The sequence below is a fragment of the Mycobacterium botniense genome (assembly GCF_010723305.1).
Classification (GTDB): Bacteria; Actinomycetota; Actinomycetes; order Mycobacteriales; family Mycobacteriaceae; genus Mycobacterium; species Mycobacterium botniense.
Genome location: NZ_BLKW01000002.1, coordinates 1578501 through 1602527 on the forward strand (window position 1 = coordinate 1578501; position 24027 = coordinate 1602527).

Genomic DNA, 24027 nt, shown 5'->3' on the forward strand with positions numbered 1-24027 from the left:
TCAGGCTGCTAGCCACTCGCATCATCGCCGACCGGCGTGATGTGGTCGGCGGTGATTTGGTCGGCGAGCGCATGTAGCGCCTCCAGGTCGGAGACGTCGAAGGGTAAGGACGGTACCCCGACGATCGCCACATGCGGATGAGCCCCGGTAAATCGGGACAGCAAACGGGTCTCGCGTTTGGCCGTCTGGGCGCGGTCGGCGTGGATCTGCAACACCGCAATCGCAAGCGCTGCCGCGGCCTCGAGGTCGGTGGCCTCCGCCTGCAAGGTTTCAGCAGCATCGATAGCACGCTCGACGGGCAAGCTGCACAACATCGGATGGGTGCGGTTCAAGATGAGGCCCGCCAGCGGCATGCCTTCTTCTGACAGCCGGTCGACAAAGAAGGACGCCTCGCGCAGCGCGTCCGGTTCGGCCGCCGACACCACAACAAACTGGGTACCGTGCCGCTTCAAGAGCGCATACGTGCGTTCCGCCTTCGCCCGAAAACCGCCGAAGGTGGCGTCCAGCGACTGGACGAACGCCGCTGCGTCGGAAAGCATCTGAGAACCCAATACCGTCGATATCGCCTTCATTGCCAGACTCATTGCGCCGGTCACCAGCCGCCCGATGCCCCGCCCGGGGCCCAGCAGCAGCCGCCACAGCCGGCTGTCCATGAAGCTGCCCAGTCTTTTCGGCGCGTCGAGGAAATCCAGTGCGTTGCGTGACGGCGGGGTGTCAACCACCACCAGATCCCAGCGGTCCTGGGCCAGCAGCTGACCGAGCTTTTCCATCGCCATGTACTCTTGTGTCCCCGCGAGCGAGGTGGCGACGGTCTGGTAAAACTGGTTATTCAGAATTGCTTGGGCGCGTTCCGGTCCGGAATACTGCGCCACCATCTCGTCGAAGGTGCGCCGCATGTCGAGCATCATCGCGTAAAGTTCGCCGGGGACTTCAGGCGCAAGCGGGACGCGTTGCGGTGTGTTGCCAAGGGCGTTGATTCCCAGTGCTTGTGCTAGCCGCTTGGCCGGGTCGATCGTTAAAACTACTACTGTCCTGCCATATTCAGCAGCCCGGAGCGCCAGCGCCGCAGCGGTGGTGGTCTTGCCGACACCGCCGGCGCCGCAACACACAATGACGCGGTTGCTGGTGTCAGACAAAATGGACGCCATATCCAGTCTTGGCGGCGTGTGCACCGGAGGACTCATCGCACCCCCTGTTGGGCAAGGGATTCAGAGAGCTCGTAGAGGCTGCCGAGGTCGACACCGTCGGCAACCGCCGGGAGTTCTAATCGCGGCACATGTAGCTGGTCGAGCTGCTCCGCGGTTTCAGCGCGCGCAGCGATCCGGGCGGCGTGATGGATCGTTTCGGTGAGCAGCCCGGCGAAGTCGGCGTCCGCCAGCTTGATCCCTGCTCTGGCCAATCCGGCCCGGACGGCGTCGGCGTCGACATCACCCTCGGCGGCTTTGGCCAGGTCGTCGGGCTGCAGATAGGCGGGGATGTTGCGATTCACGATCACGCTGCCGATCGGCAGGTTCAGCTGGCGCAGTTCGTCGATCGCTTCGATCGTCTCCTGCATCGGCAACGCTTCCAGCAGCGTCACCAGGTGGATGGCGGTCTGGTCGGAATGCAGCAGCTGCACCACACCTTCGCTTTGGGAGTACACGGGCCCGCCCTTGGCCAGATCCGAAACTGCCCGGGTGACATCGAGGAAACGCGCGATACGTCCAGTTGGGGGCGAATCAACGACGACCGCGTCGTAGACCGGCAGTCTGTTCTTGTCAACGCGGACGACCGATTCCTTGATCTTGCCGGTAAGCAGCACGTCGCGCAGACCGGGCGCGATTGTTGTCGCGAACTCGATCGCACCGACGCGTCGCATCGCCCGGCCCGCAATGCCAAGGTTGTAGAACATGTCGAGGTATTCCAGGAAGGCGGCCTCGATGTCGATCGCCAGTGCGTTCACGTGGCCGCCGTGCTCGGCGGTCGCGATTTTGACTTCCCGGTACGGCAGTGGCGGGACGTCGAATAGCTGTGCAATCCCTTGGCGCCCTTCAACTTCCACAAGCAGCACCTTGCGGCCGCCCGAGGCCAGCGTCAGGGCCAGCGCCGCCGCGACGGTGGACTTGCCAGTGCCGCCTTTGCCGGTGACGAAATGCAGCCGAGCCTTCGAGGGCCAGCGCGCGGAACCGGCGCCGCTCGGTGTGGTTGCCACCACCGCATGCTAGCCCGATGGCTCGGCGGCCTCTGACAGGCCGGCTCTCTCGCTGAGGTGGTCTCTTCGGGAACACCCGATCCCCGGCGCCGCGCCGTGGTGTCGGCGACCTGCCTGTCGCACCCAGCCCGACCGATAAGCTCACGGTATGACCCAATCGACCGCGTGGGAGTACGTGACGGTTCCCCTCTTGACGCACGCAACCAAACAGATTCTCGACCAGTGGGGTGCTGACGGCTGGGAGCTGGTTGCGGTGCTGCCGGGACCAACCGGTGAGCAACACGTCGCTTACCTCAAGCGCCCCAAGTAAGCGCCGGTGAATGCCGTGAGTGCTTCGGCACGGCTCGGGCAGCTCGGTATCGAGCTTCCGCAAGTAGCGGCGCCGCTGGCGTCCTACGTACCCGCGGTACGTGCTGGGAACCTGGTCTTTACAGCAGGGCAGCTGCCGATGCAGGCCGGCAAGCTGGTCCGGACCGGCAAGGTCGGCGCCGAGGTCAGTCCCGAGGAAGGTCACGCACTGGCCCGGATCTGCACGCTGAACGCGCTGGCGGCGGTGGATTCGCTGGTAGGTATCGACGCGGTGACCCGAGTGGTCAAGGTGGTCGGATTTGTCGCCTCCGCACCGGGTTTCAATGGCCAGCCCGGTGTTCTCAACGGCGCATCCGATTTACTCACGGACGTGTTCGCCGATAACGGCGCACATGCGCGCACCGCGGTCGGCGTCGCCGAATTGCCGCTGAACGCACCGGTGGAAGTCGAGTTGGTGGTGGAGGTCGGTTGACGGGCGTGACCGGGGTTGCTGAGTCGTTGAACCATCCTGCCTACGGGCGGCTGCGGCCGGTCACCGACACGGCGTCGGTGTTGTTGGCCGAAAATCCCGGTTTGATGACGCTGGAGGGCACCAACACCTGGGTACTGCGCGGGAGAGGCAGCGACGAGCTGGTCATCGTCGATCCCGGCCCCGACGACGACGCCCATATCGCCCGGCTCGCTGCACTGGGGCGTATCGCGCTGGTGCTGATCAGTCACCGCCACGGTGACCACACCGACGGTATCGACAAGCTCGTCGAGCTGACCGGGGCCCCGGTGCGCTCGGTGGGCAGCGGGTTTTTGCGGGGGCTCAGCGGACACTTGGTCGACGGTGAAGTCATCGAGGCCGCGGGCCTTACCATCACCGTGTTGGCGACCCCGGGCCACACCGCCGACTCGGTGTCCTTCGTTCTCGAGGACGCCGTGCTGACGGCGGACACGGTATTGGGCCGCGGCACCACCGTCATCGACACCGAAGACGGCAGCCTGGCCGACTACCTGCAATCACTGCACCGTCTGCGTGGTTTGGGCCCGCGCATGGTCTTACCCGGACACGGCCCGGACTTACCCGACGTACAAGCCGCGGCCGCCGGATATCTGGCCCATCGGCAGCAGCGCCTCGAGCAGATTCGCTCCGCCCTGCGAGATCTCGGTGATGACGCGACCGCCCGCCAGATCGTCGAACACGTCTATGGCGACGTCGACGAGAAACTTTGGGGTGTCGCCGAATGGTCTGTACAGGCCCAACTGGATTACCTGCGCAGGTAGACCGCTCGGTTGCGCCCGCGTTTCGCGGGCTTACCTCGCACCGGGTGGGTTGCTCGCTCGGTTGCGCCCGCGTTTCGCGGGCTTACCTCGCTCGGCGGGCTAGCCTTTCCGAGTCCGAGATCAACACACTCTTGCCCTCCAAACGGATCCAGCCGCGGTGGGCGAAATCGGCCAGCGCTTTGTTCACAGTCTCCCGGGACGCTCCGACCAGCTGGGCGATCTCCTCCTGCGTCAAATCGTGGGTGACCCGCATCGCCCCACCCTCCTGGGTGCCGAAACGCTGGGCCAGCTGTAGCAACTGCTTGGCGACCCGGCCGGGCACATCAGTGAAGATGAGATCAGCCAGGTTGTTGTTGGTGCGGCGCAGCCGGCGGGCGAGGACCCGCAACAGCTGTTCGGCGATCTCAGGACGATCAGCAATCCATGAGCGCAGGGCGTCGCGGTCCATCGACACCGCCCGGACTTCGGTGATCGTGGTCGCGCTGGACGTCCGCGGCCCGGGGTCAAAGATCGACAACTCGCCGAACATGTCCGAGGGACCCATGATCGTCAGCAAGTTTTCCCGACCGTCGGGAGAACGGCGCCCGATCTTGACCTTTCCGGAAATAATAATGTAGAGCCGATCACCGGGCTCTCCCTCGGCAAAAATGGTATGTCCGCGCGGGAAATCGACCGGCTGCAACTGTTTGGTCAGCGCGGCGACGGCGCTGGGTTCAACCCCCTGGAAGATTCCGGCCCTCGCCAGGATCTCGTCCACATTGCCCCTATCGGTATTTCGATGTTTGCCATATGTGCGAGCCGATTGCCCCGCTCGTACTCCAGCGTCGCGCGGCCGCTCTGGTGGCCGCGCAGGTCAACCGGTTGCTAGTGAGATCGAGTCTAGAGGCAGCCCATCGGTTCAACGTGCCAACGCTACACATGATTGACGTGAGGAGTCGCCCGAAATTGTGGATTGGCCCGGGAACGCTGATGTTGCTGTGCCGACAAACCGGGCCCCACGGCACCCAACGTCGTCGTGAAGAACGTGTCCGCGCGATGTTTCCCGCCGGGTGGTGCGTGCAGCGCGGGACCGATAGTTCGCTGAGCCCGGCGCCGGTGCAGGTAGTCGAGCGCCTCCGGCATCCCCTGCCGGACCAGGGTGCCCACCTCCTGGGCGCCGGCCTGGTCGAGAAACTCCGCCACGTCAGTCGAGGTGACGGCATCACGTGCCAGACCCTTTTCGAGGCGCTCGAGTCCGAACGTTGCCAGCATCAGCAATGCCGGAACGAAGGCCGCCAGCAACCATGACACAAGGTGCAAGTAAACACGGCTAAGGTCTCAGTGGGGTCACGAATCAGTACGCTGTCGAAGGTGACACTGGGTGAACCTGCCAGGCGCGCCGTGCCGGCACCTGTGGCGTCTGACCTTGCCGGGACAAAACGCTGGTCGTCCGAGACCCGTCTGAGCCTGGTGCGACGAGCTCGCCGCATGAATCGCAAGCTGGCACAAGCTTTTCCACACGCTCACTGCGAGCTTGACTTCACGAATCCACTCGAGCTGACGGTAGCGACCATATTGTCGGCACAGAGCACCGACAAGCGGGTGAACCTGACCACCCCGTCGTTGTTCGCGCGCTACCGGACGGCGCTGGACTACGCGCAGGCGGACCGCACCGAACTGGAAAACCTCATCCGTCCCACGGGTTTCTACCGCAACAAAGCGGCGACGCTGATCAAGCTCGGCCAAGCGCTGGTCGAGCGGTTTGACGGTGAGGTGCCCGCCACCATGGAAGAGCTGGTGTCGTTACCCGGCATAGGACGTAAGACCGCCAACGTCATCCTTGGAAACGCGTTCGGTGTCCCGGGAATCACGGTTGACACCCACTTTTTGCGGCTGGTCAAGCGGTGGCGCTGGACCGCGGAGACGGACCCGGTCAAGGTCGAGCACGCGGTTGGCGAACTGATCGAACGTCGCGAGTGGACCGCCCTGAGCCACCGCGTGATCTTCCACGGCCGGCGTGTGTGCCATGCTCGCAAACCGGCGTGCGGCGTATGCGTGCTGGCCAAGGATTGCCCGTCGTTCGGGCTCGGTCCCACCGAGCCGCCGATCGCGGCCGCACTCGTCCAAGGTCCGGAAGCCGAACACCTCCTGGCTCTGGCCGGTCTATAGCGCTGGGATGCTCGAACAGTCAAGCCGCTGTCGCCCGAAGGCCACTATGAGTACTCGCTGGACCATTGCAATTCTGGTGTTGGTCACCGCTCTGCTTATTGCGCTGATGGTCGAGTTACGCGCAACCTTCGTGCCGGCACTGAGCCCGACGAACCCGGTAACCGAAAACCGCGAACACCGAGACGCAGACACTCCGGCTGCGCTGGCAGGACCCCGGCAGCGGGCCAACTTGCCGCCGTGTCCTTCCGCCGCAGCGGGGCCCGGTTCGACGGCGCTGCGCGGCGTCATCGTGCAATGCGCGGCGGACGGGTCGGCGGTCGACGTGGCGCGGGCGCTGGCGGGGCGGTGGGTGGTCCTCGACTTGTGGGCATATTGGTGCGCACCGTGCACGGCTGAATTGCCCGCGATGGCCGAGTATCAGCGGCGTGCCGGGCCGGCGGTGATGGTGGTGACCGTGCATCAAGACGAGAACGAGACGGCGGGGTTGTTGCGCTTGGCGCAGTTAGGTGTTCGGCTGCCCACTCTGCAAGACGGCCGCCGCCGCATCGCGGCGGCGTTGCGAGTCCCCAATGTGATGCCCGCGACGATCGTATTGCGGCCTGACGGTAGCGTGGCGCAGGTCCTGCCACGAGCTTTCGGCAGTGCCGACGAGATTATGGCTGCGGTTGGGAACCACGCGTGAACCATTCGGTGATAATCCGGGCGGTGCGGTGCAGACCGGGCTCGCCCCGGGTGCGAAGCGAGGAGGGCGGCAATTGGACGAGGGAGACCCCCGTGAGCCCAGCGGTTCCGCTGAGTCCTGAGGGGAGCCCGCCGTGGCTGCGGCGGCTGGTCGATAACGTCGGTCAGATTCCGGACGCATATCGGCGCCGGCTGCCAGCCGATGTGCTGGCGATGGTCACCGCCGCCAAGGCGAGTGCGACAGTGCGCTCCGACGGACGCGACGCCGCAGTGCTGGTGCTGTTCTCCGGACCGGACTCGGGTCCTGCCGGCGGCGCTGTTCCCGACGAGGCCGACCTGCTGCTGACCGTGCGGGCCTCGACACTGCGCCACCACGCGGGTCAGGCGGCCTTCCCCGGCGGCGCGTCCGAACCCGGCGATGACGGGCCGGTGGCCACCGCGCTGCGCGAGGCTCACGAAGAGACCGGGATTGACCCGCGCCGACTGCGTCCGCTGGCCACCCTCGAGCGCACCTTCATCGCGCCTTCACGTTTCCATGTGGTGCCGGTACTGGCCTATTCGCCGGACCCCGGCCCGGTGGCTGTCGTCAACGAAGCCGAAACAGCCGTGGTGGCGCGGGTACCGGTACGTGCTTTCATCAATCCGGCCAATCGGCTCATGGTGTACCGCCGCAGCTTCAGCCACCGCTTTGCCGGGCCGGCGTTCATGTTGAACGAAATGCTGGTCTGGGGATTCACCGGCCAGGTGATTTCGGCGATGCTGGATGTGGCCGGCTGGGCGCAGCCGTGGGACACCACTGACGTGCGTGAGCTGGACGAGGCGATGGCGCTGGTGGGCAAGGAAGGCGGTGCGCCGCGATGACAGCGATAGCATCGATGACCTCATCGCAGTGGCTGGACGTCGCCGTGCTGGCCGTCGCCTTTATCGCGGCCATCTCCGGGTGGCGCTCAGGAGCGTTGGGGTCGATGCTGTCGTTCATCGGCGTGCTGCTGGGTGCGGTCGCCGGGGTGCTGCTGGCCCCGCATATCGTCACCCATATCAGTGCTCCGCGCGCGAAGCTGTTCGCTGCGCTTTTTTTGATCCTGGCGCTGGTCGTCGTTGGTGAAGTGGCCGGTGTGGTGCTGGGCCGGGCGGTGCGCGGCGCGATCCACAGTCGCCCAATCCGATTCGTCGACTCGCTTGTGGGCGTCGCCCTGCAGATGGTGGTGGTTTTGATCGCGGCCTGGTTACTCGCGACACCGCTGACCCAATCGAAAGACCAGCCCAGCTTGGCCGCTGCCGTTCGTGGTTCACGGGTTCTGGCTCAGGTCAACGACGTTGCGCCGAGCTGGTTGAAAACCGTGCCCAGAAGGCTGTCCGCACTGCTGAATACCTCAGGTCTGCCCGCGATTCTGGAGCCGTTCAGCCGCACTCCGGTTGTCGCGGTGGCAGCACCCGACGCCGCACTGGCTGATAACCCTGTGGTGGCTGCCGCCCAACCAAGTGTGGTCAAGATCCGGGCCATCGCACCCAGCTGCCAGAAAGTGCTGGAGGGCAGCGGATTTGTGATCGCGCCCGAAAGGGTGATGACGAATGCGCACGTGGTAGCCGGGTCGAATAGTGTCACGGTCGCCGCCAGCGGCAATTCCTACGATGCCACCGTTGTGTCGTACGACCCAAGGGTCGACATCGCCATTCTGGCCGTCCCCAACCTGCCTCCGGCTCCGCTGGCGTTCGCCGACGCTGCGGCGAAGACAGGCACTGACGTGCTCGTGCTGGGCTATCCCGGCGGCGGTGATTTCGTCGCAACCCCGGCCAGGATTCGTGAAATCATCGAACTCGACGGTCCTGATATCTACCGCAATGCGACAGTCACCCGCGAGGTGTACACCATCAGGGCCAGTATTGAGCAAGGCGATTCGGGCGGGCCGATGATCGACGTCAACGGCCATGTGCTCGGCGTGGTCTTCGGTGCGGCTGTCGACGAGAATGACACCGGTTTCGTGCTCACCGCCAAGGAAGTGGCCAGTCAGCTGGCGCATATCGGCGACACCCAGCCGGTGAGCACCGAAGGATGCGTCAGCTGAGCCACGGCTCGCGCAGCTGCCCGATAAACCGCCTCAGGTGGCGGTTGACTTCCTCTGGCGCCTCTTCGTGGCTGTAATGTCCAGCGCCGGCAATGGATACATAGTGCCCATGCGGGGCGTATCGCTGGGTTCGTTCAACGGCGTCGCCCAGTATGTAGGGATCGGCATCGCCGCGCAAGTGCAGCACCGGGATTCCGTGATGCCGGTTGATCGCCTTCATAAAACGACGGCCCTCCTCACGCAGCTGGCTGCGCACAGCCCAGCGCTGGTACTCGAGTGCGGAATGCGCTGCGGACGGAATCTGGATCGCTTGCCTGAGGTGACGAATCGATTCCGAGAAATCTTCGGACGCAACCCATTTAGCGCTGGCGCGGCTACGCACTAAACGTTCGATCTCATCCGCGTTGTTTCGGGTGAGCACACGTTCCGGCCAAATCGGCAGCTGGTATTTCAACAGCGACGGTAGCAATGCGCGTCCTTGATCGCGTCGCGTCAGCGCTGACCGGCGCAGTGCCGCCGGGTGCGGGGAGCTGATCAGGGCGATGGCGCGCACTAGCCGGGGATGAAGCACCGACGTGGCCCAGCAGACCAACCCGCCGTCGGCATGGCCAACCAGAATCGCCGACGCATGCCCCAGCGCGCGGATCAACCCAGCGGTGTCCCCGGCGAGCGTCCAGCCATCGTAGCCGCGGGGCGGCTTGTCGCTGCCGCCGTAGCCGCGCAGGTCGACTGCGACCACCCGGGCCCCGCTCAATCCCCGCAATTGATGACGCCACGACCACCAGAACGAGGCGAAACCATGTAACAGGACCACCAGCGGCCGCGCCGTCGGCGGTGTGGTCACATCGTGGTCGGCCGACGCTGCCTCGACTACGTGGAAGCGGATGCCGTTGGCGTGCACGTCCAGATGACGCCACGGTCCGTGGATACGGGTTACCGACGGATCGGGCGGACCCATTACCAGCCTGAGGGATCGGGAGGTGTCTTGGCGTCGAAGGCAGAAACCGCTGGCTCGCTGGTCTTGTCGTGGCCGGGACTGAACGCGGTGCGGGTTTTCTTCACAGTTTCGATCGTTTGCCGGGGCCCCCGGATGCGGCGCAGTTTGAGAAAACCCAACAGTGCCAGCATCGCGGTGACGATGACCATGATCCCGAAAACGATGAGAAACGACACCCAGCGCCATAACCAGGTGTCGAGCAGTTCAGCCAGGAAGAAGAAGAAAAAGAACGTGGAGTAAAACAGCACCACCAGCGCTGAAATGAAGAACACGCTGCCGGTCAGGCCCTTCTTGATGTCGCGGGCGATTTCGGCACGGGCCAGCTCAACCTCGGCCCGAACCAGCGTTGACACCTGAGCGGAAGCAGTTTTGACCAGGTCACCGATCGACGGTTGCCCGGAAGCGGCGTATGGATCGGTCAACGGAATGGTGGTCAGCGCGCCGGGCACACCATTCCCACGGTCGGTTTCGGCCGCTTCACTTTCCACGCTTTTACGATCGGCCTTGTTCACAGCTGGTCCTCTCCGAGTTGCGCGGGCTGTCTCGCGGTTCATGTTGCCACGCGGTGCCGTGCCGTACGAGGCCCGCCGGAAATTGCATAGGATCAACCGGGTTGCCGCGGTCATGTAACGGCGACGGGAGTTTCGCGGTGATCATTTAAACTGACGCAGCTGTTGCGGACGCCGACCTTGACAGGAGTGTTGCTGTGCAGACCGTGCACCGGTGTGTGGCAGCGGCGGTAGCGGTCCTGACCTCGGTGCTGGCTCTGGTCGGTCTGTCCGGTACCACTGCGACTGCCGACGACAAAGTCCCGTTAGGGGGCGGTGCAGGCATCGTCGTCAACGGCGACACGCTGTGCACCCTGACCACGATCGGCACGGACAACGCCGGCGACCTGGTCGGTTTCACGTCCGCCCATTGTGGCGGGCCCGGTGCTCAGGTCGCCGCTGAGGCGGCGAAAGATCGCGGCACGCTAGGCACTATGGTTGCCGGCAACGACAACCTCGACTACGCGGTGATCCGGTTCGACCCGGCCAGAGTGGCCCCCGTCGCCAACTACGACGGGTTTTTGATCGCCGGTATCGGACCGGACCCGGCCTTCGGCCAAATCGCCTGCAAACAAGGCCGCACCACGGGCAACTCCTGCGGGGTGACCTGGGGCCCGGGTCAAGACCCCGGCACCATCGTGATGCAGGTCTGTGGCCGGCCCGGTGACTCCGGGGGGCCGGTCACCGTCAACAATCTCCTGGTCGGAATGATCCACGGTGCGTTCAGTGAAAACCTGCCGACCTGCGTGATCAAATACATTCCGCTGCACACTCCGGCGGTGGTGGTGTCCATTAACGCCGTGCTGGCCGACGTCAACAGCAAAAACCGGCCGGGTGCCGGGTTCGTGCCGGTGCCGGTTTGATCGTGCGCAATCGGCAAATCAGCCCGTGGCCGGCCGGTCGAATCCGGCGCGGATCGCGTCGAACACGCTGGAGTCGAGCAGTGTCGAGGTGTCACCGAGTTCGCGGTTGTCGGCAATGTCGCGCAGCAGCCGCCGCATGATTTTGCCGCTCCGGGTCTTCGGCAGCTCCGGAACCACATGGATTTCGCGCGGCTTGGCAATCGGCGAGATCACCCGGGCCACTTGCGCACGAAGGTCGTCGACGATCCCCGCATGAGGGGTGCAGTCGTTCTGCAGCACGACGAACGCACAGACAGCTTGACCGGTGGTGTCGTCGGTGGCTCCGACCACCGCTGCCTCGGCCACCGCGAAATGTCCGACCAGAGCCGACTCCACCTCGGCGGTAGAGAGGCGGTGGCCGGAGACGTTCACGACATCATCGATACGGCCCACCACCCAGATGTCGCCGTCGGGGTCGTAGCGCGCGCTGTCACCGGCGAAATACCAACCCTGCTGGGCGAACTTGGACCAGTAGGTGTCGATATAGCGTTGCGGATCGCCCCAGATACCGCGCAGCATCGCCGGCCAAGGCTGGTCGAGGACCAGGTAGCCGGTCGCGTGCTCACCCTCGTCGGTCGACGGGGGTACAAGCTGATCACCGAAATCATCGACGATCTTGGCCGATATGCCCGGCAGGGGCCTCATCGCCGAACCGGGTTTGGCTGGCGCGACACCGGGCAGCGGTGAGATCATCGCGGCGCCGGTCTCGGTCTGCCACCAGGTGTCGACCACGGGGGTGTTGCCCGCGCCGAGCACTTCCCGATACCAGCGCCAGGCCTCGGGATTGATCGGTTCGCCGACTGAGCCGAGCAGTCGCAGGCTAGACAGGTCGTGGGCGTCGGGAAGCTCACGGCCCCACTTCATAAACGTCCGGATGAGGGTGGGTGCAGTGTAATAGATGGTCACCCCCCATTTTTCGATGATCTCAAAATGGCGGTGGCGGCTTGGTGTGTCCGGTGTGCCCTCGTACAGGATCTGGGTGGTGCCGTTGGACAGCGGACCGTAGACACCGTAGGTGTGCCCAGTGACCCAGCCGATATCGGCAGTGCACCAGAACACGTCGGTCTCGGGTTTGATGTCGAAGACACTGTAGTGGGTGTAGGAGGCCTGGGTGAGATACCCGCCGCTGCTGTGCACGATACCTTTGGGCTGACCGGTGGTGCCCGACGTGTACAGCAAAAACAGCGGGTGTTCGGCGTCGAACGCGGCGGGTGTGTGCTCACAGGGCGCAGGGTCGACCACATCGTGCCACCAGAGGTCGCGACCCGCGGTCCAGGGCACGGCCACCCCGGTGCGCCGCACCACCAGGACGTGTTCGACAGGGCTGTCCTGGCCGACCGCCTCATCAGCCGCCGCCTTCAGCGGTGCCGGGCTGCCGCGGCGGAACTGCCCGTCAGCGGTGATCAGCAGCCTGGCCCGGGCGTCGGCGATGCGGGTGCGCAGCGCGTTGGCGGTGAAACCGGCGAACACAACGCTATGCATGAGGCCCAGCCGGGCGCAGGCCAGCATTGCGACCACGGCCTCCGGGATCATCGGCAGATAGATTGCGACCCGGTCACCGGCGACCAGACCAAGCTCGCTCAACGCGTTGGCGGCTTTGCACACCTGGATGCGCAGGTCCGCATAGGTGAGGGTGCGCGTCTCGCCGACGGGTTCGCCCTCCCAGTACATGGCCACCCGATCGCCGAGACCGGCTTCGACGTGGCGGTCCACGCAGTTGTAGGCGACATTGAGCTTGCCGTCGGCGAACCACCGAGCAAACGGTGCCTGCGACCAGTCCAGCACCTGCGTGAAAGGTGTCGACCACGAAAGCCGGTTGGCTTGCGTGGCCCAAAACGCCAGCCTGTCACGATCGGCCTCGCGGTACACCGCGGCGGTGGCATTGGCGTGGGCCGCGAATTCCGGGGACGGCGGATAGGACGACGGTGCTTGGGTGGGTGTCCGGGTCACGTCGTTGAGCCTAGAACGTGTCCACCGCCGCGCAAGGCCGCCAGCAGGTTCAGGAAAGGCGTCGCGGGCGGCCGTTGCGGCTGGGTGGGCCGGGGGCCGGGAATCGTTGACCGTGGCCGATGCGCTCGACGGATGCGTCTCGTGGGCGACAACGCCGCTGCTATCCCTCCCGTGCCGCGGTCTGCGGTTGCCCGCGGCGCGCATTGCCGAAGCGGCCAAGGTCTTAATGTCGCTGTCATGCGTCGGATGCGTGTGGCAGCGGTCATTGTCGCCGCCGCGTTGCCAGCGGCCCTGTTAGCCGGCTGCGGTGGGGGCGGCACGACCACCGACCTGGTCATCGTCAACGGCGGTGAGCCACAAAACCCGCTCATTCCGACCAACACCAACGAAACCAACGGCGGGCGCATCATCGATCGCTTGTTCGCCGGCCTGGTGTCCTACGACGCCAACGGCACCCCGGCGCTCGAAGTCGCCCGGGCCATCGAGACCACCGACAACATCAACTATCGAATCACCCTCAAACCGGGATGGACATTCAGCAACGGCGAGCCGGTGACGGCCAAGTCGTTCGTCAACGCCTGGAATTACGGTGCCTTGACTACCAACGCCCAACTGCAGCAAAGCTTCTTCAGCCCGATCGATGGTTACGACCAGGTAGCGGCGCCGGCACCGACAGCGCGAACGATGTCTGGCCTGCGGGTGGTCAACGACCACGAGTTCACCGTCCGGCTGAAGGTGCCGACAATCGACTTCACACTGCGGCTTGGGTTTTCGCCATTCTACCCGCTGCCGACTGCGGCATTCGCCGATATGGCGGCGTTCGGCAGGCACCCCATCGGGAATGGTCCCTACCGGCTGGCCGACGCGCATCCCTGGCTGCACAACGTGCGAATCGATCTCGTCCCCAATTCGTGCTATCACGGTAATCGAATGCCGAAAAATAAAGGGCTGCGGATCATCTTCTACGCCAGTCTGGAAACCGCATACGCGGACTTGTTGACCAACAACCTCGATGTGCTGGACACCATTCCGCCCAGCGCGCTGCCGACCTACCGCCGCGACCTGGGGGACCGCGCGATCACCGGACCCGCGGCGGTCAACCAGACCCTCGACACACCGCTCTGGTTGCCTCATTTCGGCGGTGAAGAGGGGCGGTTGCGCCGCCTGGCGATCTCGGCGGCAATTGACCGGCCGCAGATCTGTCGGCAGATTTTCAACGGCACCCGAGCACCCGCCAAAGATTTCACCGCCCGTTCCCTGCCGGGCTTCGACCCCGATATCCCCGGCAACGACGCCCTGAACTACGACCCCGAGCGCGCCAAAAGACTGTGGGCACAGGCCGACGCGATCTCGCCGTGGAGCGGCGCGTACCAGATCGCCTACAACGCCGACGGCGCGCACCAGGAGTGGATTGACGCGGTCGCCAACAATATCAAAAACACGTTAGGGATCGACGCGGCCGGAACACCCAAACCGACGTTCGCGCAGTTCCGGACTCAAATCACCGGCCGCAAAATCACAACCGCGTTCCGCGCGGGCTGGCAGGGTGATTATCCGTCGCTGCTGGAATTCCTTGAGCCGCTGTTCGTCACCGGAGCAGCCTCCAACGACGTCGGCTACACCAATCCCCGGTTCGATGCCGCGATGCGCGCCGCGCAGGCGGCGCCGACTCTGCCGGCCGCATATGCGGCGGCCAACACCGCTCAACAGATTCTGCTGCACGACATGCCGGTGGTCGCGTTGTGGGACAACATCAACGCGGCCGGGTTCTCGCGGTTCGTCAGCGGTGTGACGATCGCCTGGAACGGGTTGCCGGTCTACGAGAACATCGTCAAGAGCACCTGATGGCCCGCTATCTGCTCAGGCGCCTGTTGATCATGCTCCCGGTGTTTTTCGGGGCGACATTTCTGATCTATGCAATGGTGTTTTTGCTGGCTAGTGATCCCATCGCGGTGCTGGGCGGCGACCGCGCAGTCAATCCCGCAGTGGCCGCGCAGCTGCGCGCGCAATACCATCTCGACGACCCGTTTTGGCTGCAGTATATGAAATACCTGGGCGGTATCGCTCGTGGTGACTTAGGCCAGTCGTTCTCTGGGCTGCCGGTGAGCGAGGTGCTGGCCCAGGCTTTTCCGGTGACGATCCGGCTGACGCTAATCGCGCTGACCGTCGAGACGGTGCTCGGCGTCGGTTTCGGCGTGGTGGCCGGGCTGCGCCGGGGCGGAGTATTCGACGCCGCCGTGCTGCTGGCCGGGTTGGTTGTCATCGCCGTGCCGATCTTCGTGCTCGGGTTTGTCGCGCAGTTCGTGTTCGGGGTTAAGCTCGGCCTCGCCCCGGTGACGGTCGGGGATCAGGCGACGCTGCGCCGCCTGCTGCTGCCCGGTTTCGTGCTGGGTTCGGTGTCTTTCGCCTATGTGGTCCGACTGACCCGTTCTGCGGTCGCCGACAATGCGGGGGCCGACTACGTGCGCACGGCCGCCGCCAAGGGGCTGTCGCGGCCGCGGATCGTCACGGTGCACATTCTGCGCAACTCGTTGATACCGGTGGTGACGTTTCTGGGTGCAGACCTGGGTGCGCTGATGGGCGGGGCGATCGTCACCGAGGGCATCTTCAACATCCACGGCGTCGGCGGCGCGCTGTATCAGGCGCTGGTGCGGCAGGAGACGCCTACCGTGGTGTCGATCGTGACCGTGTTGGTGCTCATCTACCTGCTCACAAACCTGGTCGTGGATGTACTGTATGCGGCCCTGGACCCGAGGATTCGCTATGGGTGACATCGGGCCCGGGCAAGAACGGTTCGTCGCGACCGACCAGCCTCAGGACGCTGACAGGGAACTGGCTGCGCCCACGGGTTTCTGGAGCGCGACCTGGCGGCAGCTGCGAAACCGCCCGAAATTTGTCATATCGGCTGCAGTGATCGTCCTGCTGGTGATGGCCGCAGCATTCCCGCAGCTGTTCACCGGAATCGACCCCAGCTACGCCAACCCGTATCAGAGCCTGCTGCCCCCGTCGAGGCAGCACTGGTTCGGCACCGACCTGCAGGGACATGATATCTACGCTCGCGTTGTCTACGGTGCACGGGCATCGCTCACCGTCGGTATGGCGACGACCCTGGCGGTGTTAGGGATAGGGGGAACCCTCGGTGCATTGGCCGGTTTCTACCGTGGCTGGATTGACACGGTGGTGTCCCGGGTGACCGACGTGTTCTTCGCCATTCCGTTGTTGCTGGCCGCAATCGTGCTGGCGCAGGTATTGCCGCGACGCGGTGTGTGGACGGTGGTTGCGGTCCTGGCGATTTTCGGGTGGCCCCAGCTGGCACGGGTCACGCGGTCAGCGGTTCTCGAAGCACGGCAACGCGACTACGTAACCGCAGCAGAAGCGTTAGGACTCGGCAGGTTTCGCATACTTCTCACTCATGTTCTGCCTAACGCGATGGGACCGGTCATCGTAATCACGACACTATCGCTGGGCGCCTTCATCGTGGCCGAGGCGACGCTGTCTTATCTGGGTGTCGGACTGCCGCCGTCCACGGTTTCGTGGGGCGGTGATATCAACCTGGGCCAAAGCAGGTTGCGGTCAGGCTCGCCGATCGTGTTCTACCCGGCTGGGGCTTTGGCCCTGACAGTGCTGGCTTTCATGATGCTCGGTGACGTGTTGCGCGAGGCTCTGGATCCGGCCGCCCAGCGGATGCGTCGAGGCAGGTGCAGCGGGCGATGAGCGAACCGCTGCTGCGCATCGAAGACCTCGAGGTGCGATTCGGTGCTGCCGCACCGGCGGTGCGCGGCGCCCGGTTGACGGTGTATCCCGGGCAAACCGTGGCGCTGGTCGGGGAGTCCGGTTCCGGGAAGTCCACCATTGCCGGAGCAATTTTGGGTCTGCTTCCCCCCGGTGGCCGGATTACCAAAGGCCGCATCGTCTTCGAAGGCCGCGATATCACCTCGGCCGGTCGACGACAGATGCGGTCGATCCGGGGACGCGCCATCGGCTATGTGCCGCAGGACCCGATGACCAATCTGAACCCGGTCTGGAAGGTGGGCTTTCAGATACGAGAAGCGTTGCGCGCCAACGCTTGTAAACACGACGTGCGGCGACAAGCGGCGCAAATGCTCGGCCAGGCCGGTGTGCCCGATGCGGTCACCTATGCCAGGCGCTATCCGCATCAGCTGTCTGGGGGGCTGTGCCAGCGTGCGTTGATTGCCATCGGGCTGGCGGGCCGTCCACGACTGCTGATCGCCGACGAGCCGACCTCCGCGCTGGACGTCACCACCCAGCGGCACATACTCGACCATCTGCAGCTGCTCACCGCAGAGCTCGGCACCGCTGTGCTGTTGATCACCCATGACTTGGCGGTGGCGGCTGAACGGGCTGCACATCTGGTTGTCATGCACCGCGGCATGGTGGTGGAAGCCGGCGCAGCGCGGGACGTTCTGCAAGACCCGGAACATGAGTACACGCGAACACTGGTGGGAGCGGTTCCGTCGCTTCGAAGCACCAATGCGGTGCGGGTGCGAGATCGGATGCGGCGCGACGCGGCAGCGACTGTTGCGAGTGAAAACGTAATCGTAGCTTCCGGTTTGACAAAGGTTTTTCGGGAACCGTCGGGTGCTGCCTGGCGGCACAGAGAGGTCCGCGCCGTGGACGGGGTATCGCTTCAGCTGCGGCGCGGCACAACGCTGGCGGTCGCAGGCGAGTCGGGGTCGGGCAAGTCGACATTGGCGCGGATGGTGCTGGGTCTGCTGAAACCCACCTGCGGCACGGTGGTTTTCGGCGGCAAAGACATCTACGCACTGGATCGAAGCGGGTTATTCGCTTTTCGTCGCGGTGTCCAGCCAGTTTTCCAAAACCCCTACAGCAGCCTGGATCCCATGTATTCGGTGTTCCGCGCGATCGAAGAACCCTTGCGGGTTCACCGGATCGGTGACCGCCGGCAACGGCAGCAGATGGTGTACGAGCTCGCCGACCAGGTGGCGCTGCCCTTGTCGCTTTTGGGGAGGTTGCCGCGCGAGCTGTCGGGCGGTCAGCGCCAGCGGGTCGCGATCGCCCGCGCGCTGGCGCTTCGGCCCCAAGTGCTGGTGTGCGACGAGGCGGTCTCAGCACTGGACGTCGTGGTGCAGGCCCAGATTCTGGAGTTGCTGGCCGATCTGCAGGTCCGGTTGGGTCTGACGTATCTGTTCATCAGCCACGACCTGGCGGTAATCCGGGAGATTGCCGACGACGTCATGGTGATGCGGGCCGGTCGCGTCGTCGAGTTTGGGGCCGTCGGCGAGATATTCACCCGGCCCCGCGCTGACTACACCCGTCAGCTGTTGGCGGCGGTTCCGGGCGTGAGCCGCGCTGGCTATCGTGACCGGTCATGAGCGCTGACCCGCTGGCTCCGCTGATGGAGCTGCCCGGCGTCGCCGATGCCAGCGAACGCGCACGTGAGGCGCTGGGCCGAGTGCATCGGCACCGGGCGAACCTGAGAGGTTGGCCGGTGACCGCCGCGGTGGCCGCGCTCCGGGCCGCGAAGGCCTCCTCGGTACTCGATGGCGGTGCCCGGCACCGGGACGAGTCCGCATCAGGCGATCCGGTGTTCGCCGGGGCGTTGCGGGTCGCCCAGGCTGTGGAAGGTGGGCAGACCAGCCTGGTGTCGATCTGGCGGCGCGCGCCACTGCAGGCGCTGGCCCGAGTCCACATGCTGGCCGCCGCCGGTTGGGTCGATGACGAGCGGCTGGGGCGGCCGCGGGCCGACACCTCCATCGGGCCGCGTCTGGAGCTGCTCGCGACCCTGGTGACCGGGAACACCGTGGTCCCGGCAGCGGTCCTGGCAGCGGTCGTGCACGGCGAGCTTCTGGCGCTGGCGCCCTTCGGTTGCGCGGACGGCGTCGTGGCACGGGCGGCTTCGCGGCTGGTGACCATCGCCAGTGGGCTCGACCCGCACGGACTGGGTGTGCCAGAGGTGAGTTGGATGCGCTGCGCAGCTGAGTACCGCGACACGGCGCGTGGTTTTGCCGCCGGCACGCCCGACGGTGTGACCGCCTGGCTGATGCTGTGTTGCCGGGCGATGCAGGCCGGCGCGCACGAGGCTCTGCAGATTGCCGAATCGCTGCCGAATTAGGTGCCAGATTGGTTGCCACGTCGAGCACCGCGGCCGCTGCGGCAACGCGTGCACACCCGCAAAGCGGGCGGCGGTCCGAAGCGTTCCGGCCCGCCGCCCGCTAGCACGGAGCCCGGTTACCAAGCGTGCAACATGGGGCTGCGTGGGTTGGCCTCGGCGATCTTGCGAGACGTCTGGCCGCAGCCCCACCCAAAGGGCTGACGACACCATTCGTTTCTCGCAATAACGCAGGCCCGCAACACTTCTGCCATTATCGCGGCTGTAGCTCCGCGTGGGTGCCGGGAACCGTGCTAGGACGCCCGGATCGGGAGATCGAACCTTCTCTTCCGGATCGACCTTGGCCTCTCCGGGCTTCCGTGACTCCTTTGTACTACGTGACCCCTATCACATCAAGGCCCAATTCCGGCCGGCACTGCGCAGCGACGTCGACCACACCAGGCAATGTGTTTGCTGTGATATGCGGGCGGAACGGGCATGACTGTGCAACCCCAGTTAAAACGCCAGGCGGCGCAACAGCGAATAGGTCACCGCACCGGCCGCGAGCGCGCTCACCCCAACGGCGGCGGTTGTGGCAACCGCGACCCCCGAGGGGGGTTGGAAACGGTTGCGAAGCGACACGGGCCGGGTGAATGTCAGCACGGGCCAACCGCGGGCGATTGCTTCCTTGCGCAAGGCACGGTCGGGATTGACCACAGTGGGGTGTCCGACGGTCTGAAGCATCGGCAGATCGGTGATCGAATCGGAATACGCGTAGCAGTGTTCTAGCGGATAGCCCTCACGGGCAGCCAATTCGCGGATGGCCTGGGCCTTGCCCTCGCCGTAGCAGTAGAACGCCACCTCACCGGTGTACTTCCCGTTGTCGACGACCATGCGTGTCGCCATCGCGTGGGTGGCGCCGAGGGTGCGGGCGATCGGCGCCACGATCTCTTCACCGGAGGCCGACACGACCACCACATCGCGGCCGCAGAGCTTGTGGCCCGCGATCAGATGTGCGGCCTCCGCGTACACCAGTGGGGTGACAATGTCGTGCAGGGTTTCGTTGACAATCGAACGGACCTGCGCGACATCCCAACCCGCGCACATGTTGGTCATATGGGCCCGCATCCGGTCCATCTGATCATGGTCGGCGCCGGAGAGCAGAAAAATAAACTGGGCGTAAGTGGACTTGAGCACAGCCCGTCGGTTGATTAGCCCCTGATTGAAGAATGGTTTGCTGAATGCGAGCGCGCTGGACTTGGCGATGATGGTCTTATCCAAGTCGAAGAACGCGGCAGTGCGGATCTCCGGATGGCCGGTTGCCGGTGTTTCCGGTGTCGCTCGCTGTCGCTCAGCCGGATCGGAGACGGTCACCGGCCCAGCATAGGGCGGGGCGCGACGTGGTCTCGATCGGTGTGCTTAAAGCCACCGTTCACAACGCGTCTACCAGGATTTTCCCGACTATAAGGCGGCGTTGTGACGGCCCGGGCTGATCGCGCAGGCACCCTGCGGGCGCCGGCAACACTTGCGCCGAACTAGACTCTCATGTGTATAGTAACAAGTACTCGGCTGTGCCGAGGGTGTATCAGCCCGACCCCCCGGGGCTGATACACGACGACCCTCGCCTCCTCCCCCCCTGGCGGGGGTCGTCCCTTTTTCTGACCGAATAGGTGGCCGGCAGCGGCGGGCAGATTGCTGCATCCCGGGTGTTTTCCGATGCACCGATGGTGCCGTCGCGCGTCAGCACAGCGCGTGACGTGCGTCGGTGTTGTGCACAGATCCGGATTTGTCCACAAAAGTGTCTGAGCGGCTGGCATGCCGTGAGCGCACCCCGCATGGTAGCGGAGTGCCTATCGCGACGAGTCCCGCCGGTTGCGGAATATTGGCGGTGCTGACCGAACCCGGATTACGTGCCGACATCGACCGGGTGGCAGCGGCTGCGGGTGTGCGGGTGGTGCATGCCGACGCCGAGTCGCCGATGACGAGGAAAGCCTGGTTTGCGGCCGCGGCTGTGGTGCTTGACCAGGCGGCGATCACGCGGTGCGCCCAACGCGCGCTGCCACGGCGCGCCCATGTGATCATGCTGACCCGCGGCGACCCGACGACCGAGACCTGGGAAGCGGCGATTGCTGTTGGAGCCCAACAGGTTCTGCGGTTGCCCGCACAGGAACACGCGTTAGTGCGGGAGTTTTCCGAGGCCGCGGAATCAGGGCGCGACACCCACAAGCGCGGCCAGGTCGTCGCGGTTGTCGGTGGATGCGGCGGGGCTGGGGCTTCGTGGTTTGCCGCCGCGTTGGCTCGGGCGGCCACCAACGTGCTGCTGGTGGACCTCGATCCCTGGGCCGGCGGCATCGATTTGCTGGTCGGCGCGGAAACCGTGCCGGGTCTGCGTTGGCCCGATCTGGCTTTACAGGGCGGGCGGCTGAATTGGGCCGCCGTGCGTGAGGCGCTGCCCCGCTACCGCGGGGTGAGCATGCTCTCCGGTACGCGACGCGGGTATGAGCTGGAGCCCGGGCCGGTGGACGCCGTCGTCGACGCCGGACGCCGCGGCGGCGCGACGGTGATCTGCGACCTGCCCCGACGGTTGACCGCCGCCACCCACACAGCTTTGGACAGCGCGGATCTGCTCGTTATCGTCAGCCCGTGCGACGTGCGGGCGTGCGCGGCCACCGCAACGGTCGCCGCGGTGTTTTCGGCCATCAATCCCGCTGTCGGACTGGTCGTGCGGGGACCGTCACCGGGCGGACTGCGCGCCGCTGAGATCGCGGACATCGCCGGCGTGCCGTTGCTGGCGTCGATGAAGGCGCAGCCGCACCTGGCCGCGCAACTGGAACACGGTGGTCTGCGGTTATCCCGTAGGTCCCCACTCGCTGCGGCCGCGCGTCGTGTGCTCGCGGTGCTCCCAGCGGCGCCGAAGCAGAACGGTCGAGCAGCATGAGCGGGTCACTGATCGAGCGTGTGCGAGAACGGCTGGCGGCAGAATCCGCCCCGTTGCGGCCGAATGTGGTCGCCGCCGCGATCCGGGCGGAATCCGGGGGAGTGCTCGGTGACACCGAGATGCTGGCCAGTCTTCGCGTGCTGCAGACCGAACTGACCGGTGCGGGTATCCTCGAACCGCTGCTGTGCGCCGACGGTACCACCGATGTGCTTGTCACCGCTCCCGACGCAGTGTGGGTTGATGACGGAAACGGGTTGCGGCGCAGCGAGATCCATTTTGACGACGAAGCGGCTGTGCGGCGTTTGGCGCAGCGGCTGGCGTTGGCTGCCGGCCGCCGCCTTGACGACGCGCAACCATGGGTTGACGGCCAGCTGACCGGTATCGGCACGGGGGAGTTCGCGGTGCGGCTCCATGCGGTGCTGCCACCGGTCGCGGTGGCTGGTACCTGCTTGTCGTTGCGGGTACTGCGGCCCGCTACCCAGAACCTGGACGGGTTGACCGCTGCGGGCGCGATCGCGCCGCAGGCCGCCACGCTGCTGTCGCAGGTGATCGCCGCGCGGCTGGCGTTCTTGGTGTGCGGGGGTACCGGGGCAGGCAAAACCACCCTGTTGGCCGCGATGCTGGGAGCGGTGTCCGCGGCGGAGCGAATTGTGTGCGTCGAGGATGCCGCCGAGCTGGCGCCTCAGCATCCGCACCTGGTCAAGTTGGTTGCGCGGGGTGCGAACGTCGAAGGTGTCGGCGAGGTTACTGTGCGCCAGCTCGTCCGCCAAGCGCTGCGCATGCGCCCCGATCGCATCGTGGTCGGGGAGGTCAGAGGTGCTGAAGTGGTCGATCTGCTGGCCGCACTCAACACCGGTCACGAGGGCGGGGCGGGCACTGTGCACGCCAACAACCCCGGCGAGGTTCCGGCCCGGCTGGAGGCGTTGGGTGCGCTCGGCGGGCTGGATCGTGCCGCGCTGCATAGCCAGCTTGCGGCGGCGGTCCAAGTGTTACTGCATGTTGCGCGGGACCGCGCCGGACGGCGCCGGCTCAGCGAAATCGCGATATTGCGCCAGTCCGGCAACGGCCGGGTTCATGCGGTCACCGTCTGGCACGCAGAGCGGGGCATGACCGAGGATGCGGGCGATCTGCAGCGGCTGCTGCGAGAACGGATGTCAGCATGAGCGGCCAGTTGGTGGCAGCGCTGCTGTTGGTGCTGGCGATAGGGGTGTCGCCGTCGTCGTCGCGGGGCCGGATCGCTGCCCGCGTCAGCATTCGCGTGCCGCTCAAAACCCGCTGGATCAGCTGGCTCGCAGGGTGCGCGGCCGTCGTCGCCGCTGTAGTACTCCCACTGACAACCACGGTGGCGGCCGCCGTGCTGGTAACGACCGTCGGCGTGCGGTCGCGCCGACGCCATCGCAGCCGACGTGCCATGAAGGACACCAGGGCGCTGGAAACCGGCCTTGATGTGGTGGTCGGTGAGCTGCGCGCGGGCGCCCACCCCGCGCAGGCGTTCTCCGCCGCCGCTGAGGAGACCGATGGAGCGGTTGCCGAGGCTTTCCGCGCAGTGTCCGCACGCGCCAGACTGGGCGCCGATGTCAGCGCAGGACTGCGTGGGGTGAGCGGCTCGTCGGTTGTGCATACACACTGGGAGCGGCTTGCGGTGTGCTGGCAGTTGGCATGCAACCACGGCTTGGCGATATCCACTGTGATGCGGACCGCGCAGCACGATATCGGTGAGCGCCGGCGCTTTTCCGCACGAGTGTCAGCAGGGATGGCGGGTGCGCGCACCACCGCCGTGATATTGGCGACTCTGCCGGCGCTCGGGGTAGCCCTGGGTCAGTTGATCGGAGCCCACCCGCTGCGCTTCCTGCTGGGTGGACACGCGGGTGGGTGGCTATTGGTGGTTGGGCTCACACTGACCTGTGCCGGGCTGCTGTGGTCGGATCGAATCACCGACCGGGTGGCGCGGTGAGCCC

24 protein-coding genes are annotated in these 24027 nt (G+C 65.6%); 16 read left to right on the top strand and 8 right to left on the bottom strand.

The window, feature by feature from the left end; translation table 11 throughout:
* Positions 1-8 precede the first annotated feature (8 nt).
* Both bagB and bagA read right to left on the bottom strand, forming a co-directional pair.
* Complete coding sequence (bagB, locus tag G6N08_RS07325) at positions 9-1184, bottom strand: ATPase BagB (protein ID WP_163755639.1); 1176 nt, start codon at positions 1182-1184, stop codon at positions 9-11.
* Complete coding sequence (bagA, locus tag G6N08_RS07330; protein ID WP_163755641.1) at positions 1181-2194, bottom strand: ATPase BagA; 1014 nt, start codon at positions 2192-2194, stop codon at positions 1181-1183. Before bagA ends, bagB begins: the two co-directional genes overlap by 4 nt.
* 145 nt (positions 2195-2339) lie before the next feature.
* Here bagA and sp36 point away from each other — a divergent pair, with 145 nt between their 5' ends.
* The 3 genes from sp36 to G6N08_RS07345 are packed head-to-tail and all read left to right on the top strand — an operon-like array spanning position 2340 to position 3769.
* Positions 2340-2501: a Sp36 family protein gene (gene sp36 / locus G6N08_RS07335; protein ID WP_163755643.1), complete on the top strand. Its 162-nt coding sequence runs from the start codon at positions 2340-2342 to the stop codon at positions 2499-2501.
* A 15-nt stretch (positions 2502-2516) separates the two neighbouring features.
* Entirely contained in the window at positions 2517-2972 is a 456-nt protein-coding gene (locus tag G6N08_RS07340; protein WP_163755645.1) for a RidA family protein, read from the top strand.
* Positions 2973-2977: 5 nt separating this feature from the next.
* The gene (locus tag G6N08_RS07345) at positions 2978-3769 is read left to right on the top strand and encodes an MBL fold metallo-hydrolase (protein ID WP_163755647.1); all 792 of its coding nucleotides are present in this window, start codon (positions 2978-2980) and stop codon (positions 3767-3769) included.
* 82 nt (positions 3770-3851) lie between these two features.
* Here the strand turns inward: G6N08_RS07345 and crp are convergent, their stop codons facing one another.
* Both crp and G6N08_RS07355 read right to left on the bottom strand, forming a co-directional pair.
* The gene (gene crp, locus G6N08_RS07350; protein WP_083090133.1) at positions 3852-4526 is read right to left on the bottom strand and encodes a cAMP-activated global transcriptional regulator CRP; all 675 of its coding nucleotides are present in this window, start codon (positions 4524-4526) and stop codon (positions 3852-3854) included.
* A gap of 155 nt (positions 4527-4681) precedes the next feature.
* On the bottom strand, positions 4682-5020 hold the full coding sequence (locus tag G6N08_RS07355) for a hypothetical protein (RefSeq protein ID WP_163756826.1): 339 nt from the start codon (positions 5018-5020) through the stop codon (positions 4682-4684).
* 216 nt (positions 5021-5236) lie between these two features.
* Here G6N08_RS07355 and nth point away from each other — a divergent pair, with 216 nt between their 5' ends.
* The 4 genes from nth (at position 5237) to marP (ending at position 8664) form a co-directional block, all read left to right on the top strand.
* The gene (nth, locus tag G6N08_RS07360; protein WP_163755649.1) at positions 5237-5917 is read left to right on the top strand and encodes an endonuclease III; all 681 of its coding nucleotides are present in this window, start codon (positions 5237-5239) and stop codon (positions 5915-5917) included.
* 46 nt (positions 5918-5963) lie between these two features.
* Entirely contained in the window at positions 5964-6599 is a 636-nt protein-coding gene (locus G6N08_RS07365; protein ID WP_246216635.1) for a TlpA family protein disulfide reductase, read from the top strand.
* A 92-nt stretch (positions 6600-6691) separates the two neighbouring features.
* Positions 6692-7459 carry an NUDIX hydrolase gene (locus G6N08_RS07370; RefSeq protein ID WP_163755653.1) on the top strand — a complete coding sequence of 256 codons (768 nt, stop codon included), beginning with the start codon at positions 6692-6694 and terminating at the stop codon, positions 7457-7459.
* 14 nt (positions 7460-7473) lie between these two features.
* Complete coding sequence (gene marP / locus G6N08_RS07375) at positions 7474-8664, top strand: acid resistance serine protease MarP (protein ID WP_163756828.1); 1191 nt, start codon at positions 7474-7476, stop codon at positions 8662-8664.
* Here the strand turns inward: marP and G6N08_RS07380 are convergent.
* Positions 8657-9622, bottom strand: a complete 966-nt coding sequence (locus G6N08_RS07380) for an alpha/beta fold hydrolase (protein ID WP_163755655.1) — start codon at positions 9620-9622, stop codon at positions 8657-8659. The two genes, marP and G6N08_RS07380, sit on opposite strands and share 8 nt — an antisense overlap.
* The gene (locus G6N08_RS07385) at positions 9622-10173 is read right to left on the bottom strand and encodes a phage holin family protein (protein WP_371868967.1); all 552 of its coding nucleotides are present in this window, start codon (positions 10171-10173) and stop codon (positions 9622-9624) included. Before G6N08_RS07385 ends, G6N08_RS07380 begins: the two co-directional genes overlap by 1 nt.
* Before the next feature lie 194 nt (positions 10174-10367).
* On the opposite strand from G6N08_RS07385, the gene G6N08_RS07390 reads away from it, so the two are divergent.
* Positions 10368-11072 (top strand): chymotrypsin family serine protease, encoded by a 705-nt coding sequence (locus tag G6N08_RS07390; protein ID WP_163755659.1) that lies wholly within the window; start codon positions 10368-10370, stop codon positions 11070-11072.
* Between the two features lie 18 nt (positions 11073-11090).
* Here the strand turns inward: G6N08_RS07390 and acs are convergent, their stop codons facing one another.
* Complete coding sequence (gene acs, locus G6N08_RS07395) at positions 11091-13061, bottom strand: acetate--CoA ligase (protein WP_163755675.1); 1971 nt, start codon at positions 13059-13061, stop codon at positions 11091-11093.
* Between the two features lie 237 nt (positions 13062-13298).
* Between acs and G6N08_RS07400 the strand changes: the two genes are divergently transcribed.
* The 5 genes from G6N08_RS07400 (at position 13299) to G6N08_RS07420 (ending at position 19155) form a co-directional block, all read left to right on the top strand.
* A complete protein-coding gene (locus G6N08_RS07400) occupies positions 13299-14906 on the top strand; it encodes a peptide ABC transporter substrate-binding protein (protein WP_163755677.1) in 1608 nt (535 codons plus the stop codon).
* The gene (locus G6N08_RS07405; RefSeq protein WP_163755679.1) at positions 14906-15832 is read left to right on the top strand and encodes an ABC transporter permease; all 927 of its coding nucleotides are present in this window, start codon (positions 14906-14908) and stop codon (positions 15830-15832) included. The genes G6N08_RS07400 and G6N08_RS07405 overlap by 1 nt, the downstream gene beginning before the upstream one ends.
* A gap of 61 nt (positions 15833-15893) precedes the next feature.
* Positions 15894-16775: an ABC transporter permease gene (locus G6N08_RS07410; RefSeq protein WP_371869005.1), complete on the top strand. Its 882-nt coding sequence runs from the start codon at positions 15894-15896 to the stop codon at positions 16773-16775.
* Positions 16772-18415 carry a dipeptide ABC transporter ATP-binding protein gene (locus G6N08_RS07415; protein ID WP_163755683.1) on the top strand — a complete coding sequence of 548 codons (1644 nt, stop codon included), beginning with the start codon at positions 16772-16774 and terminating at the stop codon, positions 18413-18415. The genes G6N08_RS07410 and G6N08_RS07415 overlap by 4 nt, the downstream gene beginning before the upstream one ends.
* Positions 18412-19155 (top strand): oxidoreductase, encoded by a 744-nt coding sequence (locus G6N08_RS07420; RefSeq protein WP_163755685.1) that lies wholly within the window; start codon positions 18412-18414, stop codon positions 19153-19155. Before G6N08_RS07415 ends, G6N08_RS07420 begins: the two co-directional genes overlap by 4 nt.
* Positions 19156-19647: 492 nt before the next feature.
* Here G6N08_RS07420 and G6N08_RS07425 read toward each other — a convergent pair whose 3' ends face one another.
* Positions 19648-20505: an HAD-IB family hydrolase gene (locus G6N08_RS07425; RefSeq protein ID WP_163755687.1), complete on the bottom strand. Its 858-nt coding sequence runs from the start codon at positions 20503-20505 to the stop codon at positions 19648-19650.
* 514 nt (positions 20506-21019) lie between these two features.
* Here G6N08_RS07425 and ssd point away from each other — a divergent pair.
* The 3 genes from ssd to G6N08_RS07440 are packed head-to-tail and all read left to right on the top strand — an operon-like array spanning position 21020 to position 24023.
* Entirely contained in the window at positions 21020-22069 is a 1050-nt protein-coding gene (ssd, locus tag G6N08_RS07430) for a septum site-determining protein Ssd (RefSeq protein WP_163756830.1), read from the top strand.
* Positions 22066-23232 carry a TadA family conjugal transfer-associated ATPase gene (locus G6N08_RS07435; RefSeq protein ID WP_163755689.1) on the top strand — a complete coding sequence of 389 codons (1167 nt, stop codon included), beginning with the start codon at positions 22066-22068 and terminating at the stop codon, positions 23230-23232. Before ssd ends, G6N08_RS07435 begins: the two co-directional genes overlap by 4 nt.
* Entirely contained in the window at positions 23229-24023 is a 795-nt protein-coding gene (locus G6N08_RS07440) for a type II secretion system F family protein (protein ID WP_163755691.1), read from the top strand. Before G6N08_RS07435 ends, G6N08_RS07440 begins: the two co-directional genes overlap by 4 nt.
* Positions 24024-24027 lie beyond the last annotated feature (4 nt).